The following is a 17,486-nucleotide window of genomic DNA, read 5'->3' as shown; positions in this document are numbered from 1 at the left end:
GACGCAGCCACTCAGTGCAGCCGGATAACCCGGACACTTTGCTCAAGCGTCCGGTTCACCGCCCAGAGTTTCCAGTACGACCTGTGCGACCGCCTTCATCGTGGAGCGCCGATCCATCGCGGCGCGCTGAATCCACTTGAACGCCTCAGGTTCGGTGAGCGCTTGGCGAACCATCAGAACACTCTTGGCTCGCTCGATCAGCTTGCGTGCTTCGAGCCGGTCGGAAAGATCAGCGACCTCACGCTCGAGCGCCGTCACCTCGCGGAAACGACTGACCGCCAATTCGACAGCGGGAACGAGGTCACTGATCGAGAACGGCTTGACCAAGTAAGCCATGGCGCCGGCATCGCGTGCGCGCTCGACCAACTCGCGCTGACTGAACGCTGTGAGAATAACAACAGGAGCGATCCGCTTGGCGGCAATCTCCGAAGCGGCGTCGATGCCGTCTCTCCTGGGCATCTTCACGTCCATGATGACCAGATCAGGCTTGAGCGACTCGGCCAACTCCACCGCAACCTGCCCGTCACCGGCCTCACCGACGACGTCGTAGCCCTCTTCGCGGAGCATCTCGACCAGATCCATGCGGATCAACGCCTCGTCTTCAGCGACGACAACACGACGGGGTGCGAGCTGATTGCCTTGCGGCTGCGGCGAATTCATGGCCACCATCCTCCTCCATCGAACCGCCCCGACACGAGACGCGAACGATTAGAGGGTACCGGTGTTTGACATTGAAATCGCATCTTCTAATGTAGTCATCGCAACAAGCCCTCGTATCCCAATTGGCAGAGGAAACGGATTCAAAACCCGTCCAGTGTGAGTTCGAGTCTCACCGAGGGCACCACCTGCCGCAGTTGGCCGTACCGCAAGGTTTCGGCATTCGGCTGTACCCCAGATCGACCGCAGTTAGATTCGATCCATGAACGGTCGTCGCCTGATTGCTCTGCTCGGAGCCATACCTGTTTTCGCGCTGCTCACCGGGTGTCAGACTGACGACCAATCCGACACTGCCGGCGAATCCAACACTGCCGGCGAATCTTCCACCCAGACCGTCCTCGATGCTGCAACACAGACAGGCACCCTTCAGGTCGGCACTCCCCCGATCGATGCCCCACCAACCGAGATCTCCACGCTTGCTCCGTTCCCGAACGACACGGAGATCCCTTCACCGAATCCGCGCGTCGACGTGACCGAGATCGACGTAACCGATCACGATGGTTTCACCCGAATCACCTACCGATTCGACGGAAATGGATCAGTGTTCTGGAAAACCGAATACGTCAGCGAAGCAATCCGAGCGGGTGACAGCACAGTCGTGGACGTCGGAAGTCGATCGATACTTCAAGTCGACCTGATGGGAGTCCAATCGGATTCGTCGCTCAACTCCGTATCTCACGAGGGCGAAAACATCACGCGCATAGACAGTGCGGCCAGGAACAGTGCGATCCTGCAGTCGTTTGTCGGCACGGTCGACACCCGTCCGGCATACACCGTATCGACATCCGATTCACCGTCCCAGTTGATGATCGACATCCCCACGGCAGACAGCTGACTGTCGAATCCCCAATTGCGCGCTCAGCTCAGCCATTCCAGCGCAGCGGTGCTCGACGCGGTAATTCGGTTATCGAGGGGCGGATGAATTCTCCGTCTCGAAACCGAGGTCTCACAATCGATCCGAGGCGATTGCTGGGTCCGGTCCAACACGACTGTCATGATTCTCACTACATGCCCGAACTTCCGCTGCTCGAACTGCTGCTGCCAGTGTTTGTTCCAGCAGGACGGCAACCGTCATGGGGCCGACGCCACCCGGCACCGGTGTGACCGCACCGGCATGTGCGAGTGCGGCGACGTACTCCACGTCTCCGACGTTGCCCTCGTTGTACCCCGCATCGATCACCACTGCCCCAGGCTTGATCCACGCCCCTTTGATCAGTTCCGGAACACCGACGGCCGCGATAGCGACGTCTGCCGAAGCGACGTGGGCGGCCAGGTCGACGGTTCGCGAATGGCAGTACGTCACCGTTGCGCCTCGACGCAGGAGGAGCATTCCCATCGGCAATCCGAGTATCGGGCTCCGGCCGACCACGACAGCATGCTTCCCGGAGAGTTCGACGCCTGTGGCGTCGAGCAGGCGCAGGATGCCACTCGGTGTACATGATTCGAATCCCCCACCGGTCAACGCCATTGCCGCGAACGCTGCCGAGGTAACGCCGTCAACGTCTTTGTCGGCCGAGATGGCATCGAACGCAACCCGTTCGTCGATGTGGCCTGGCACCGGGTGTTGCAGCAGTATGCCGTCGATCAAAGGGTCCGCCGACAACGCTCTCAGCACGTCGACTAGTTCTTCGGTGGTTGTACTCACCGGGAGTTCGACCGTCCGCGACGTCATTGCGACGGCGACAGACCGTTTGGCCTTCATCTGTACATACGCCTTCGAGGCCGGGTCCGCTCCCACGATGACGGCGGCCAGGCAAGGAACGTGCCCCGTCTCATCACGAAACTGCCTCGTGCGCACTGACAGGTCCGCGAGCGCAGCATCGGCAATTGCGCGTCCGTCGATTATTCGAGCGGCCACGTTCTGGCTGGGCAGATTTTCGGTAGACAGATCTTCAGTAGACAGATTTTCGGTAGACATGAATCCCCCTTCACACAAGATGTGTGAAGCACCCAGGCGGTCGATGCCTCGCGATGTGCACTCCCCGGTGGTAATTCCCACCCGCGCCAGTCGTGCGTGGTCAGCGTACCGCGCGTTTGTCTCACTGCCACGAAACGCATCCGGAACGCCGCTCTCAAAACGAGACAAATCGACATAACCTATCAATAGGTAACGATCTGACCTGCAGTTATTCCATCCTAAGCAATTAGATGGCACGATGGGGGCAACCGCACGGGCACCAAGCATTGGAGGCACCGATGGACAACGGCAAGATAAACCTGACCTATGACGGTCGGGTGTCACTGAGCTTCCAACTGGCAATTCCGCACGCACCGGACAAGGTCTGGAAAGTGATAACGGAACGCGAGTACCTCGACGCCTGGTTCCCGGCGGACGTCGATTTCAATCTCACTCCAGGCGCGGATCTGCTGTTCAAGGTGACCCCGGAACAAGTCGAGCGATTCGGACTGCCCGCAGATCACGTGACGCGCGGGACGGTCATCAGCGTCCACCCGCACCGAATTCTCGAATTCCTCTGGGACGCAGATACTCTGCATTGGGAACTGGCACCGGACGGCACCGGCGGTTGCTGGCTGACCCTCACCCACACGATGGAAGACGAAGAGTCCGCGTACGCCCACGCCGCCGGCTGGCACGCGGGCTTGGAAGTTGTTGCGGCCCAACTCGATGGACGCGAAGTCGACTGGTCTCCGTGGGACCGCGCCGACGAACTCTCACCGCAATATCGCAAGTCTGCGTGATTCTGGGCCCGAGTTCAGTCTCGGGCCCGCATCTCATTCCCCTTTACGCGGGAAATGCCTGATCATTCCTTCTTGGACCACCGTCGCCAACAGCAGTCCTTCCACCGAGAAGTACCGTCCGGTGGCCAGACCGCGCGAACCTGCGGCGACCGGCGATTCGGTGGCGTACAGAACCCAGTCGGTGAACCGGAACGGGCGATGGAACCAGATCGAATGATTGACCGTCGCCGCGACGATACGATCATGACCCCAGGACAAACCATGAGTGGTCAGAATCGAATCGAGCACGGTGGTGTCGGACGAATATGCCAGCGTCGCAGCGTGAATGAGCGAATCGTCCGGCAGATCACCGTCGGGGCGCATCCACACCCGATTGTGGTTGAGTTTCTCGCCGGTGCCCTTGAGGATCCACGCCGGATCGTTGGCGTACCGCATGTCGATCGGCTTGAGCGCCGCACTGAAATGCGGCAGTTTTTCCTCGTACCCCACCAGATGATCGCCGATGGGAGGCAACGACTCCGGAAGTGGAACATCCGGGATCTCGACAGCATGGTCGAGCCCCTTGCCGGAGTCCTGGAACGCCGCGAGCATCACGAACAATTCGTTCTCACCCTGATAGGCAGTCACCTGACGGTTGGCGAATGCCCTCCCGTCACGATGACGCTCCACCCGGTACTCGATAGGCGCCTTCACATCTCCGCCCCGAATGAAATGGGCGTTCACGGCATGGATGGGGCGATCACCATCGACAGTCCGTCCGGCGGCCATCAGTGCCTGAGACACCAATTGGCCGCCGAACGTCCGCGAACCTACCTGTTTCGGGTGGTATCCACGGAACGCGTCGTCACCGATCTGCTCCAGATCCAACAGACCGAGAAGAGTACCGAGGTCGGTGGACGCGTTCGCGTGGGTCACTCAGTGGTCCTCTTCGCCGATACGGTGGACGTGAATGAGGTTGGTGGAACCGACAGTTCCCGGAGGGGATCCGGCAACGATGACCACGAGGTCGCCCTTGACGTACCGGCCGAGGGAGAGCAACGCACTGTCCACCTGACGCACCATCTCGTCGGTGGTGGCCACCGCATCGACCAGGAACGTCTCGGTTCCCCACGTCAGCGTCAGCTGACTGCGCACCGCGGGCAGCGGTGTGAAGGCGAGCAACGGCAGCGGCGTGTGCAGACGAGCCAGTCGACGCACCGTGTCACCGGACTGAGTGAACGCAACCAAGGCCTTGGCGTCGAGACGTTCGCCGATGTCGCGTGCTGCGTACGAGATGACTCCGCGCTTGGTGCGCGGGACATGGGTCAACGGTGGGACACGGGTTGATTCGTTCTCGACGGCCTCGACGATGCGGGCCATGGTGCGAACGGTTTCCATGACGTACTTGCCCACCGAAGTCTCGCCCGAGAGCATGACTGCGTCGGCGCCGTCGAGAACGGCGTTGGCGACATCGGATGCCTCTGCGCGAGTGGGACGTGAGTTCTCGATCATCGACTCGAGCATCTGCGTCGCGACGATGACCGGCTTCGCGTTCTCACGAGCAATCTGGATTGCGCGCTTCTGAACGAGCGGGACCTGCTCGAGCGGCAACTCGACACCGAGGTCACCGCGGGCGACCATGACGGCGTCGAACGCGAGCACGATGGCTTCGAGATTGTCGATGGCCTCGGGCTTCTCGAGCTTCGCGATGACGGGAACGCGGCGCCCGACTCGATCCATGATGGCGTGAACCAATTCGACGTCCGCCGGTGAGCGAACGAAGGAGAGTGCAATGAAGTCGACACCCAGCTTGAGAGCGAACTCGAGGTCGGCGATGTCCTTGCCCGACAGGGCTGGAACGGAGACGTTCATACCGGGCAGTGAGAGGCCCTTGTTGTTGCTGACCGGACCGCCTTCGGTGACCCGACAGACGACGTCGTTGCCGTCGATGGACGTGACGACCAGGCCGACCTTTCCGTCGTCGACCAGCAGTCGATCGCCGGCCTTGGCGTCGCGCGCCAATTCCTTGTACGTGGTCCCGACGCGATCGTGCGTTCCCTCGACGTCGTCGACGGTGATACGAACCTCTTCACCGTTGGCCCAGGTGGTCCGCTCGTCCTTGAATCGGCCGAGGCGAATCTTGGGCCCCTGAAGGTCGGCGAGAACACCGACGGCCTTTCCGGTGGCGTCCGACGCGGCGCGGACGCGAATGTAGTTTTCTTCGTGATCGGCATGCTCGCCGTGGCTGAAGTTGAGGCGCGCCACGTCCATGCCGCTCTCCACGAGCTCACGGATGCGGTCGCCAGAAGCTGTCGCAGGTCCAAGTGTGCATACAATTTTTGTCCGTCGGTTCACGGCTCGAGCCTAGTCGCTACCCCACCGCACTTCTATCCGGCATTTGCGACCTGCACTTTCTGTACTTACTCGATTCAGTTGGTCAGCTCACGAACAGCGGAAATGCCTTTGGATGAACCGGAGCCGGAAGCGCCGACTCGCCTGTGAGAAACATGTCGACGGCACGTGCGGCCGACCGTCCCTCGGCAATCGCCCAAACCACCAGCGACGCCCCGCGATGCGCGTCGCCGCAGACGAATACGCCGGGTGTCCGGGTCTGCCACCCGACATCACACTCGATTCTGCCGAGTGGATCGGTGCCGACATCAAGGTCGGTGAGCAGTGGGGCGGTTTCGACGCCGTCGAAACCCAGAGCGAGCAGGACCATCTCGCACACCAGATCCGTCGTGTCGCCGGTCTCCACCAGGGTCCGTTGTCCGTTCGTCCCCCGCGACACGGCTACCGGAACCATCCGGATTGCGCGGACCGCACCCCCACCGTCGTCGAGAAATTCCTGCGCCGCCCATCGGAATCGTTTGTCACTGCCCTCCTCGTCTGCCGGCGAGCTGCGTAGGACCCGCGGCCACAACGGCCATGGGTCGCGATCTCGATCGCGGCGTGCCGGAGGTGGGACGTGGTAATCCAATTCCGTCACCGAGAGGGCGCCTTGTCGATGCACCGTGCCGAGGCAGTCGGCGGCCGTGTCGCCGCCACCGATGATCACGACGTTCTTACCTCGCGCCGAGATGCTCGACGCTCCGTCACCCTCGCATTCGTGGTTGGCCGCACGCAGGTACGTCATCGCACGATGGATTCCGCGAAGACTACGACCCGGTACGTCTGTGTCTCTGGCACGGTCAGCCCCGACCGCCAGGACTACCGCCTCGAATTCCGTCGAGAGGTCGTGCGCGCTCACGTTCACTCCGACGGCGCAGTCGGTGACGAATCTGGTCCCCTCGGCGGTCAGTTGTTCCAGCCGCCGGTTGATGAGGGCCTTGGGCAACTTGAATTCCGGAATTCCGTAGCGAAGCAGTCCCCCGATCCGATCGCTCCGCTCGAACACCGTGACACTGTGTCCGGCTCGTGTCAGTTGTTGAGCCGCGGCCAGTCCCGCCGGTCCCGAACCGACAACCGCAACACGGTTTCCGCTGTGAACTACCGGTGCCTGCGGCCCCAACCAACCCGACTCCCAGGCGTTGTCCACGATTGCCTGTTCGATGCGCTTGATGGTGACACCTCCTGACGTGTGCTCGTCGTCGAGTGCGAGAACGCACGCCGTTTCGCACGGTGCGGGGCACAGATGTCCGGTGAACTCGGGGAAATTGTTGGTGGAATGCAGATTCTCCGAGGCTTCGGACCACCGTCCACGCCGAACCAGGTCGTTCCATTCCGGAATGAGATTGCCGAGCGGACACCCCACGTCGGCCGAATGGCAGTACGGCACAGCGCAGTCCATGCAACGCGAGGCCTGTGCAGATACGTCTCGATTTCGCACGACGGGATCCAGCGACTCGTATACCGACGCCCAGTCACCGACACGCACATCGGTCGATCTGGTCGGTGAGCCGGATCGTTTCACGTTGAGGAACCCGCGGGCGTCAGGCATGAGCCGGCTCCACCAGTTCGTTCTGTTCCACGACCTTCCGGTAGTCGACAGGCAAAACTTTGGTGAATCTCGGACTCTGGTCAACCCAGTCGTCGAGAAGTTTTGCCGCCACCGGCGAGCCGGTCGCAGCCAAATGCTCGCCGAGAAGTTCGACCAGCTGACTGCAGTCTTCCGCCGAAGGTCGCTCCAGAACGACCATGTCGCCGTTGACCTTCTCTGCCTTCACGTCGAGTACGAAGGCAACTCCGCCGGACATTCCCGCAGCAAGGTTCCTACCAGTTGGGCCGATGATGACGACGCAACCCCCGGTCATGTACTCACACGCGTGGTCTCCGACGCCTTCCACCACAGCGACCGCGCCCGAGTTGCGCACCGCGAATCGTTCCCCGACACGCCCCCTGGCATAGAGCGCACCGCTCGTAGCGCCGTACAGCAGCGTATTGCCGGCAATCACCTGATCCTCGGCCACGAAGGGCGCGTCCTCACTCGGCCGAAGCGCGATTCGTCCACCGGAGAGCCCCTTCCCCACGTAATCGTTTGCATCGCCGACGACGACCAGCGAGATGCCGGGCGGCAGGAACGCACCGAGTGACTGGCCTGCCGTTCCACTGAGCACGACGTCGATGGTGCCTTCAGGTAGCCCGACGGCGCCGTAGCGTCTGGTCACCTCTGCGCCCAGCCTCGTTCCCACCGCCCGATCCGTATTGTGTACTGGCAGTTCGATATGCACGGGTCGAGCGTCCTCGAGTGAGTTCGCGGCGCACTCGATCAGGGTGCGTTCGAGTTCGCTCGAAACAGGTACACACGGCGGGTAGGCCGCGCCGGTCGGCGCGGCCGGAACGTCGAAGAGTGGTGAGAGGTCCAACGTGCGACTCTTCCAATGCGCCACCGCCGGAGACATTTCCAATACGTCTGCGTGGCCCAGAGCGTCGTCGATACTTCGAAACCCCAGTTCTGCCAACAAACGTCGTACGTCGTCGGCGATGAAGCGGAAGAAGTTCTCGACGTACTCCGGCCGGCCGGTGAATCGCTCGCGCAGTTCGGGATTCTGCGTTGCTACTCCGACGGGGCAGGTGTCGAGGTGACATACCCGCATCATGACGCAGCCGGCCGCGATGAGTGGCGCCGTGGAAAACCCGTACTCCTGCGCCCCCAGCAACGCGGCGACGACGACGTCCCGCGCCGTGCGCAGACCCCCGTCACACTGGACGACGATCCGATCGCGTAACCCGTTGAGCACCAAGGTCTGCTGAGTTTCGGCCAGCCCGATCTCCCAGGGCGTACCAGCGTGGTGGATGGACGAGAGTGCCGCCGCGCCCGTCCCGCCGTCGTGACCGGAGATCAGCACCACGTCGGCGTGCGCTTTGGCCACACCTGCCGCAACTGTCCCGACTCCGACTGCGCTGACCAACTTCACGTGTATCCGCGCACGATCGTTTGCGCATGTGAGGTCGTAGATCAATTGGGCGAGATCCTCGATCGAATAGATGTCGTGGTGCGGGGGCGGAGAGATGAGGCCGACTCCAGGTGTCGAGTACCGGGTTTCCGCGATCCACGGGTACACCTTGGACCCCGGAAGCTGCCCTCCTTCACCGGGCTTGGCGCCCTGGGCCATCTTGATCTGAATGTCAGTGGCATTGACCAGGTAATCGCCGGTCACCCCGAAGCGACCACTCGCGACCTGCTTGACTGCGCTTCGACGCTTGTTGTCACGCAACCGCTCCGGTGACTCTCCGCCCTCACCGGTGTTCGAACGTCCGCCGAGAGCATTCATCGCAACCGCCATCGTCTCGTGCGCCTCGGCAGAGAGGGAGCCGTAGCTCATCGCACCGGTGTTGAATCGAGCGAGAATCAACTCGACGGGTTCGACCTGACGGAGCGGAATCGGCGGACGAATCCCACGCCGAAATCGAAACAGCCCCCGAAGTGTTCCGCCCTGCGCACTCAGTCGATCGACTTCATCGCTGTAGCGACGAAATATCTCACTTCGCCCCGTCCGGGTCGCATGCTGAAGGAAGAACACGGACTCGGGTGTGAACACATGCAATTCACCACCGCGGCGATACCGGAACTCTCCACTGCTGCTCAACTGACGATGCCGCACCGTACGATACGTGGCCGCGTGACGCATCAGAACTTCTCGCGCGACTTCGGTGATACCGATCCCGCCAATCCTGCTTCGTGTGTTGCAGAAGTATTCGTCGACCAATTCTCGGCCCAAGCCCACTGCCTCGAATACCTGTGCGCCCGTATAGGAGTGAACCGTAGCGATTCCCATCTTCGACATCACTTTGAGCACGCCGGAATTTGCCGCTCTCAGATAGTTGTCCGATGCCATTTTCGAATCTATTCCGGGAAGCTCGTCTTGCTCGCTGAGTGCTTCTACCGATTCGAGAGCAAGATAGGGGTGGACAGCCGCAGCACCGTAGCCGATCAGCAGCGCGATGTGATGAACTTCGCGCGCGTCACCCGACTCGACGACGAGGGAAACCTTGGTTCGCAGGCCATGCCGAACCAGATCGTGATGCACGGCAGATACTGCGAGCAATGACGGAATGGGAGCCTGCTCAGGGCCCGATCCACGGTCGGAGATCACCAGAATCTCGGTTCCGGCCGCGGCGGCCGTTCGGGCGGACTCACGAAGCCTCTCGACGCCTTCGCCGAGACTGCCTCTCGGATCGAAACCTCCCTGTAGGACAGCGCTTCTCGGAGTTCTTGCGCCGCATAGTTCGGCGACCTTCGCCATCTTCCCCGGTCCAATCACCGGTTTATCGAGAACAATCCTTCGGCACGACAGCGCCGACGCTTCGAACAAGTTCTGCTCAGCGCCGAGGGTGACACCAAGCGTAGTGACGACTTCCTCGCGAATCGCGTCCAAAGGCGGGTTCGTCACCTGAGCAAAGAGCTGGACGAAATAGTCGTACAACAGCTTCGGCCGATCCGAGAGAACGGCGAGAGGTGTGTCGACTCCCATCGATCCCAACGGCTCCGATCCTGAGCGAGCCATTGGAAGGAGAACTTCCTGCAAGTCCTCTGCCTGGTATCCGAAGAGCAGCTGCCTTTGCAACAGCGGAGCCGGATCGCCTCGGGCAGGCGCCGACTCGGGGATTTCCTCGAGATCGACCAATCCCCCGTCGACCCATTCCCTGTAGGGGTCTGTGCTCACGAGTTCGGATTTGATCTCCGCATCGGAAACGATGCCACGGCGAGCGGTGTCGACGAGGAACATTCGACCCGGTTCGAGGCGCCCCTTCTCCAACACCTCGGACGTCGGAGCGTCGAACACACCGCTCTCACTCGCCAACACGATACGGCCGTTCCTCATCCGCCACCATCGCCCTGGGCGAAGACCGTTGCGATCCAACACCGCCCCGACAACAGTGCCGTCGCTGAACGTCACCGACGCCGGACCGTCCCATGGTTCCATCAGGCAAGCGTGAAATTGGTAGAAGGCCCTCATCTCGTCTGGCATCGAAGAATCGTTCTCCCATGCACCGGGAATCATCATCGCGATGGCGTGCTGCACACTGCGGCCCCCGAGCGTCAGAAACTCGAGCACTTCGTCGAACGACGAAGAGTCGGATCCACCCGGGGTACAGATCGGAAACATGCGATCGATGTCCCCACCTAAAAGTGCGCTCCGCAACATCGGCTCGCGAGCGCGCATCCAATTCCTGTTTCCCACAATCGTATTGATCTCGCCGTTGTGAGCGATGCAGCGATACGGCTGAGCAAGTGACCACGACGGAAAAGTGTTCGTGGAGTACCGACTGTGCACGACCGCCAAGGCAGTTCGCATTCGGGCGTCGCATAGGTCGGTGAAGTAACCGGGTAACTGCGTCGGCGTGAGCATGCCCTTGTACACGATGGTTCGGGCGGACAACGAGGGGAAATACACCGCATCATCGGCCGAATGAATTCGCTCGACTTGTCTCCTGAGCGCGAACACTCGTCGGTCCAAGGCAATTCCGCCCACACTGCGATCTCTTGGCTCGGCGCACGTCACAAAACATTGACTGATGTACGGAGCGCACTGCGCGGCAACGGTTCCGACGCAGTCACGGTCGACTGGGACCGCCCGCCACCCGATAATCCGCAGTCCTTCTGCCGCTGCGTACCGGTGTATCCGAACTACCGCGCGCCGACGTGCTTCCTGATCCACCGGGAGAAAGCAGTTTCCGGCTGCGTAGGTGTTCTCACCCATCGCGTTGGGTGGTGGAAGCTCGAACGCGGTCACCGCATCGAAGAATTCCGTCGGCAGCTGAAGAAGGATGCCCGCGCCGTCACCACTGTTGCACTCGCGCCCGACCGCGCCACGGTGGGTGAGATTGGCCAGGACCGCGAGCGCCTCGTCGACAATGGAATGCAGGTGACGTCCAGAGGTGTCTGCTACCACGGCTACACCACATGAATCGGTTTCCTGATCGGGGTCGTACAGGCCTCGAGGATCAGGTATTCGAGAAAACGGCACTCGGCGACCTCCACACGGTCATGCAGCCGACGTTCGCTAGTTTATCAGCACATAACCGCAGGTCGCGAGAGTAAAACTGTGGCCCCCTGACGACGAGCGTCAGGGGGCCACAGTTCCGAACATCGTTTTCGATCAGCTACGCAAAGGTCGGTTGTACTGATCGCGCACACTGCCGGTCAACATCATGATGCCGTCGATGAGCGGCCAGATGCCACCGATTCCACACGTCAACCAAGTGACCGCGATCTGTGCGACAGCCATGCCGGGCTGGTTGAGGTAAAAACGTCCTGCTCCGAAACCGCCGAGCAGAATGCCCAGCAATCCGGCGGTCGTCTTCGACTTGTCCGAATACGGTTCGCCGGTCATCGGGTCACGTCCGTACGGTGCGGACGGGTCGACAAGGCCGAAGCCAGGCTGAGGATAACCCTGACCTTGCGGGTATCCCTGCGCCTGACCGTAACCGGGCTGCGAATATCCAGGCTGGGGGTAGCCCTGCTGCTGACCGTAATTCTGGCTTCCCTGCGGCGGAGCGGCGGGGTAGCCCTGCGGCGGAGCCGCGTAGGGATTCGGAGTCTGATCTGCCGGCGCACCGTAAACGGGACCGTCCGTCGGGGTTTGGGTCGGCCTCGAGTAGTCCGGCGCCGGATAGTCGGTCGCCGGATAGTTCTGGGCGGCGTAGCTTTCCTGCGACGTGTACGGCGCCGTGGGCTGATTCGGGGTGGAATCAGAATCGGCAGTGGGGAACGCTGTAGTCGATTCGGTTCCGGTCGGCGGCGGGTAGATGGGGTGGTTTCCCCAGCCCGGGCCGTTCCCGACTCCCGAATACGTGTCCCAGCCTGGACCGGTGCCGGTGGTCTCCGTCGACGGAGTCTTCTCCGTTGGCGCCGAGGTTTCCGTCAACGACGCATCCGCCGTCGCGTCGTAGTCGAACGGCGACCCGAACTGGGGTGGAACCGGCGGCTGCGATCCTGACGAGTCCCCCGACTCGGACGGTTCCGGATTCTTGTTCAAGTTAGGCAACGTACTTTCCTTCGATTCGACGACGGTACGTAATAGCTTTTGTTATCGGGCCGCGAGAAGGGTTCGGACTTCGCGTGGCCGGTCCCCCACAGATCTTTCCTCGGTTCGTGCTCCCGGATCATCCTCGCAACGGCCGGCGAACACCGTCCCGCGCATTGCCCGAAAGTATCACGATGCCGTCGACGAACGCCCAGATCCAAATTCCGATGGCAAATGGAATTCCGATGAGGAACGCGGACATGAACAGCGCGAAGAACATGCCGAGCAGTTGGCACAGTCCAATGCCGACGCTCCCGATGTAAAGACGACCGACTCCACAGATTCCGAGGAAGCCCAGCAAGATCTGCAACAGTCCAGCTGTAGCTTTCGACTTGTCGGAATACGGTTCCCCCGTTACCGGGTGCCGACCGTACGGCGCATAGGGATCTCCGAACCCGTACATCGATGGAGCGGGCGGTGGCTGCTGATATCCGTACGGATTGGGCGCGCCGTAGACCGGTCCCTGATCCTCGGGGAATCCCCCTTGCGAATAGGGACCTGTCACGGCTTGTCTTTCTTCGACAGCTTCACCGCGTCCGACGACTCATCCGACGTTGCCGTGGAGGCGCTTGCCTCACTGGAAGCGGATTCAGCAGCATCGGATTCAGAATCTTCAGCGTCGGCGCCTTTCGCGTCGGCCTTCGCCGAATCAATTTCGGTAACTGGCGCCGCGACTCCTGCTTCGCCGGCAGCTACCGCAGCGACGTAGTCCTTCGACTTCAAATCAGCCGGATCCTCACGACCCTTCTTCGCCAGGAAGAAGTAGGCCAGTGCGGCGAAGAACACGATCCCCGAAGTGAATGTGTTGACTCGAATGCCGGCGATCTCGTATGCGAAATCGTCGCGCATCAGTTCGACGACAAACCGGCCCAGGCAATAACCCGCGACGTACAGAGCAAACAGGCGTCCGTGACCGATCTTGAATCGGCGGTCGACGAGGACCAGCAGGATCACGATCAGGACGTTCCACACAGCTTCGTAGAGGAACGTCGGGTGAACGACCCGAATGACTTCTCCGTTGGAGACACCTGCCAGTTGATCGAGCTGGCCGGAAGAGTTCACACGCTCGAAGATCTTGAGGCCCCATGGGACGGCGGTCTCGCGACCGTACAACTCCTGGTTGAAGTAGTTGCCGATACGACCGATGGCCTGCGCGAGCAAGATTCCGGGCGCAATCGCATCACCGAGCGCGGACACCGGAATGCCGCGTCGACGGCAGCCGATCCACGCACCGATGCCGCCGAGGAACACAGCTCCCCAGATTCCGAGGCCTCCCTGCCACACCTTGAGTGCATCGAGAGGCTGGCCGTTCTCGCCGAAATAGGCGGGCCAGTCGGTCAAAACGTGATAGAGCCTGCCACCGATCAGACCGAACGGAACAGCCCAGATCGCGATGTCGAGAACGGTCCCCTTCTCGCCGCCGCGGGCGACCCAACGACGATCTCCCCACACGATCGCGACGATGATGCCGAGGATGATGAAGAGCGCGTAGGCGCGCAGCGCTACCGGTCCGACGTACCAGACGCCTTGGGGCGGGCTGGGGATATAGGCCAGTAGGTCCACAGTTGAGGTCACGACGCCACGGTAGCCGAGCGGACGCCCTCGGCGAGTTCTTCGGTGAGCGAGCGAACCGCTCCCAAGCCGTTCTCGACCGCGGAGACCAGAGCCGAGCCGACGATGACGGCATCGGCGTATGCCGCGATTTCGGCAGCTTGTGCGCCGGACCGAACACCCAATCCGACGCCGACGGGAATGTCGGAATGCGCGCGGATTCGTGCGGTCAGTTCCGGAGCCATCGACGACACGGCGTCGCGAGCGCCGGTGACACCCATTGTCGAGGCCGCGTAGATGAATCCACTACTCGCGTCGAGTGTCATCGCGAGCCGTTCTTCCGTCGAGGACGGGGCGACAAGGAAGATCCGGTCGAGGTGGTGCTCCTCGGATGCTTCCATCCAGGCGCCTGCTTCTTCCGGAATGAGGTTGGGGGTGATGAGTCCGAGCCCGCCGGCAGAAGCGAGGTCTCGTGCGAACTTGTCGACGCCGTACTGCAGTACCGGGTTCCAGTAGGTCATCACGACGGCCTTGCCGCCGACCGAACTGATCTGCTCGATCACGGTGAAGATGTCGCGAAGGCGAACGCCGTTGGTGAGTGCGGTTTCGGCTGCACGCTGGATGGTCGGACCGTCCATGACCGGATCGGAATACGCGACACCGACTTCGATGATGTCGCAGCCACCGTCGACCATCGCTTTGAACACGTCGATCGATTCGGGAACGGTCGGATAACCGGCAGGCAGGTAACCGACGAGGGCGGCACGCTTGTCAGCCTTGCACGCTGCAAAGGTGGGTGCGAGGCGTGATGGTCGTTCGCTCACTTGTCCGAGCCTTCCGTGTTGTCGTTCTGGTCTGCTGCATCATCCGGAGCGGTTGCCTGACTCGAGGCGCCGTCGAAGAGACCGAACCAGCTTGCGGCGGTGTCCATGTCCTTGTCACCGCGACCGGAGAGATTGACGACGATGATCGCGCCCTCGCCGAGTTCCTTGCCCAGTCGGAGCGCGCCGGCAACGGCGTGGGCGGATTCGATGGCCGGGATGATGCCTTCGCGGCGCGAGAGCAGCAGTAGAGCATCCATCGCTTCGCTGTCGGTGACGGGTTCGTAGGTGGCACGCCCGATATCGCTCAGGTAAGCGTGCTCGGGTCCTACGCCCGGGTAGTCCAGACCAGCAGAGATCGAGTGCGATTCGATGGTCTGACCGTCTTCGTCCTGGAGCAGGTAGGAGTAGGCACCCTGGAATGCGCCAGGGGTACCGCCGGCGAACGTTGCTGCATGCCTTCCGGTTTCGACACCGTCGCCGGCTGCTTCGTAGCCAACCAGCCGTACCGACAGATCGTCGATGAACGGGTGGAAGATTCCGATTGCGTTGGAGCCGCCTCCGACGCAGGCTGTGACTGCATCGGGGAGGCGGCCGGTCAGTGCCTGAACCTGGACTCGTGTTTCGAGGCCGACCACTCGCTGGAAGTCGCGAACGATGGTGGGGAACGGGTGCGGACCTGCCGCGGTACCGAAGCAGTAATAGGTGTTGTCCGCGTGGGAAACCCAGTCGCGCAAGGCTTCGTTGATCGCGTCCTTTAGCGTGCGCGAACCGGTCTCGACCGAGACGACCTCCGCGCCGAGCAGGCGCATGCGCGCGACGTTCAGTGCTTGACGTTCGGTGTCGACAGCACCCATGTAGATGACGCACTCGAGACCGAGCAGTGCACAGGCGGTGGCCGATGCCACACCGTGCTGGCCCGCTCCGGTCTCGGCGATGATGCGGGTCTTGCCCATACGCTTCGCCAGCAGAACCTGACCGAGAACGTTGTTGATCTTGTGAGAACCGGTGTGGTTCAGATCTTCACGCTTGAGAATGATGCGCGCGCCGCCGGCGAACTCGCTCATTCGCGTTGCCTCGAAAATCGGCGACGGACGCCCGGTGTAATCGCGCTGCAAGCGATCGAGTTCGTTCAAGAACGTGTCGTCCGCGCGAGCCTTTTCGTACTCCGCAGTGACTTCCTCGATAACCGCCATGAGAGCTTCCGGCACATGCCGTCCGCCATAGACGCCGAAATGCCCTCCGGCATCCGGGTCGTGAGAGCGCTCGGTGAGTCCCGCGCTGGCCGGCGGCAAATTGCCGCCCTTGAATACTGCACCGGAGCCTGGTTCCTGAGTACGTGAAGTCACCCCACCAGTCTGCCCCAACGGTGTCGCTGGTCACCGCCCGGGTGCATCAAAGCACGCCGGGCGGGTGAAGCGCTTTATCGAGACGGTTTGGGGCAGGACGGGTGTGCACCGGCATTGACCAGATCTGCGACGGCCTTGCGAGGGTCGCCGCTGGTCACGAGGCCTTCACCGACGAGCACTGCGTCGGCGCCCGCACCGGCGTACGCCAACAGATCGGCAGTTCCGCGAACACCCGATTCGGCGATCTTGATCGTCTCGGTCGGCAGACCGGGAGCAATGCGACCGAAGGTGTTCTTGTCCACCTCGAGGGTTTTGAGATTGCGCGCGTTGACACCGATCACCTTGGCGCCGGCTTCGAGCGCGCGGTTGGCTTCTTCCTCGGTGTGCACCTCGACGAGGGCAGTCATTCCCAGAGATTCGGTGCGATCGATCAGCGAGGCGAGCGCCTGCTGTTCGAGTGCCGCGACGATCAGCAAGATGACGTCGGCGCCGTGAGCGCGAGCTTCGTGAATCTGGTACGGCCCCACGATGAAGTCCTTGCGCAGCACCGGAATGGTGACCGCTTTACGGACTGCGTCGAGGTCGGCCAACGAGCCGTGAAAACGGCGCTCTTCGGTGAGAACACTGATGATGCGTGCGCCACCGGCTTGGTAAGCCGCGGCAAGCTCTGCGGGATCGGCAATGTCGGCCAGCGCACCCTTTGAGGGGCTCGCTCGCTTGACCTCGGCGATGACGCCGATGCTCGATTCCAGAAGTGCTGCTGCAGCATCGAGTGCAGGCGGTGCAGCGGCCGCAGCAGCCTTGACTGCAGCGAAGTCGAGTACGGCTTCGCGGGCGGCGACATCAGCGCGCACCCCGTCGAGAATCGAGTCGAGTACGGTCATCGTGGCCCGAATCCT

The 17,486-nt window shown here is 61.9% G+C and carries 14 protein-coding genes and 1 tRNA gene; 3 read left to right on the top strand and 12 right to left on the bottom strand.

What is annotated here, in order from left to right:
- Positions 1 to 42 precede the first annotated feature (42 nt).
- A complete protein-coding gene (locus CPI83_RS13375; RefSeq protein WP_003944029.1) occupies positions 43 to 660 on the bottom strand; it encodes an ANTAR domain-containing response regulator in 618 nt (205 codons plus the stop codon).
- Positions 661 to 767: 107 nt separating this feature from the next.
- On the opposite strand from CPI83_RS13375, the gene CPI83_RS13370 reads away from it, so the two are divergent.
- Positions 768 to 844, top strand: a tRNA-Leu gene (locus tag CPI83_RS13370).
- A gap of 75 nt (positions 845 to 919) precedes the next feature.
- Complete coding sequence (locus CPI83_RS13365; protein ID WP_021344398.1) at positions 920 to 1,552, top strand: hypothetical protein; 633 nt, start codon at positions 920 to 922, stop codon at positions 1,550 to 1,552.
- A 111-nt stretch (positions 1,553 to 1,663) separates the two neighbouring features.
- Here the strand turns inward: CPI83_RS13365 and CPI83_RS13360 are convergent, their stop codons facing one another.
- Positions 1,664 to 2,635, bottom strand: a complete 972-nt coding sequence (locus CPI83_RS13360) for a tetrahydrofolate dehydrogenase/cyclohydrolase catalytic domain-containing protein (protein WP_097388184.1) — start codon at positions 2,633 to 2,635, stop codon at positions 1,664 to 1,666.
- A gap of 278 nt (positions 2,636 to 2,913) precedes the next feature.
- Between CPI83_RS13360 and CPI83_RS13355 the strand changes: the two genes are divergently transcribed.
- Positions 2,914 to 3,417, top strand: coding sequence for an SRPBCC domain-containing protein (locus tag CPI83_RS13355; protein ID WP_003944006.1), 504 nt, complete (start codon positions 2,914 to 2,916; stop codon positions 3,415 to 3,417).
- Positions 3,418 to 3,450: 33 nt separating this feature from the next.
- On the opposite strand, the gene CPI83_RS13350 is transcribed toward CPI83_RS13355, so the two are convergent.
- The 10 genes from CPI83_RS13350 to trpC all read right to left on the bottom strand — a co-directional run bounded on the left by CPI83_RS13350 (position 3,451) and on the right by trpC (position 17,471).
- Positions 3,451 to 4,332 carry an acyl-CoA thioesterase II gene (locus tag CPI83_RS13350; protein WP_019748651.1) on the bottom strand — a complete coding sequence of 294 codons (882 nt, stop codon included), beginning with the start codon at positions 4,330 to 4,332 and terminating at the stop codon, positions 3,451 to 3,453.
- Positions 4,333 to 5,751, bottom strand: a complete 1,419-nt coding sequence (gene pyk / locus CPI83_RS13345; protein ID WP_003944038.1) for a pyruvate kinase — start codon at positions 5,749 to 5,751, stop codon at positions 4,333 to 4,335. It lies immediately after the preceding gene.
- Positions 5,752 to 5,833: 82 nt separating this feature from the next.
- A complete protein-coding gene (locus CPI83_RS13340) occupies positions 5,834 to 7,336 on the bottom strand; it encodes a glutamate synthase subunit beta (protein ID WP_097387332.1) in 1,503 nt (500 codons plus the stop codon).
- Positions 7,329 to 11,807 (bottom strand): glutamate synthase large subunit, encoded by a 4,479-nt coding sequence (gene gltB, locus CPI83_RS13335; RefSeq protein WP_097387331.1) that lies wholly within the window; start codon positions 11,805 to 11,807, stop codon positions 7,329 to 7,331. The genes CPI83_RS13340 and gltB overlap by 8 nt, the downstream gene beginning before the upstream one ends.
- Before the next feature lie 132 nt (positions 11,808 to 11,939).
- Complete coding sequence (locus CPI83_RS13330; RefSeq protein ID WP_030245814.1) at positions 11,940 to 12,818, bottom strand: TM2 domain-containing protein; 879 nt, start codon at positions 12,816 to 12,818, stop codon at positions 11,940 to 11,942.
- Between the two features lie 127 nt (positions 12,819 to 12,945).
- Positions 12,946 to 13,371 carry a TM2 domain-containing protein gene (locus CPI83_RS13325; protein WP_019748655.1) on the bottom strand — a complete coding sequence of 142 codons (426 nt, stop codon included), beginning with the start codon at positions 13,369 to 13,371 and terminating at the stop codon, positions 12,946 to 12,948.
- A complete protein-coding gene (gene lgt / locus CPI83_RS13320) occupies positions 13,368 to 14,441 on the bottom strand; it encodes a prolipoprotein diacylglyceryl transferase (RefSeq protein WP_198586351.1) in 1,074 nt (357 codons plus the stop codon). Before lgt ends, CPI83_RS13325 begins: the two co-directional genes overlap by 4 nt.
- The gene (trpA, locus tag CPI83_RS13315) at positions 14,438 to 15,241 is read right to left on the bottom strand and encodes a tryptophan synthase subunit alpha (RefSeq protein ID WP_003944010.1); all 804 of its coding nucleotides are present in this window, start codon (positions 15,239 to 15,241) and stop codon (positions 14,438 to 14,440) included. The genes lgt and trpA overlap by 4 nt, the downstream gene beginning before the upstream one ends.
- The gene (gene trpB / locus CPI83_RS13310) at positions 15,238 to 16,587 is read right to left on the bottom strand and encodes a tryptophan synthase subunit beta (protein ID WP_021334015.1); all 1,350 of its coding nucleotides are present in this window, start codon (positions 16,585 to 16,587) and stop codon (positions 15,238 to 15,240) included. The genes trpA and trpB overlap by 4 nt, the downstream gene beginning before the upstream one ends.
- 74 nt (positions 16,588 to 16,661) lie before the next feature.
- On the bottom strand, positions 16,662 to 17,471 hold the full coding sequence (trpC, locus tag CPI83_RS13305) for an indole-3-glycerol phosphate synthase TrpC (RefSeq protein ID WP_003944016.1): 810 nt from the start codon (positions 17,469 to 17,471) through the stop codon (positions 16,662 to 16,664).
- Between the last annotated feature and the right edge of the window lie 15 nt (positions 17,472 to 17,486).

Source organism: Rhodococcus sp. H-CA8f, from assembly GCF_002501585.1.
GTDB classification, from domain to species: Bacteria; Actinomycetota; Actinomycetes; order Mycobacteriales; family Mycobacteriaceae; genus Rhodococcus_F; species Rhodococcus_F erythropolis.
Note: the sequence above shows the minus strand (reverse complement) of the source record. Positions and strands in the feature narration are given on the sequence as shown.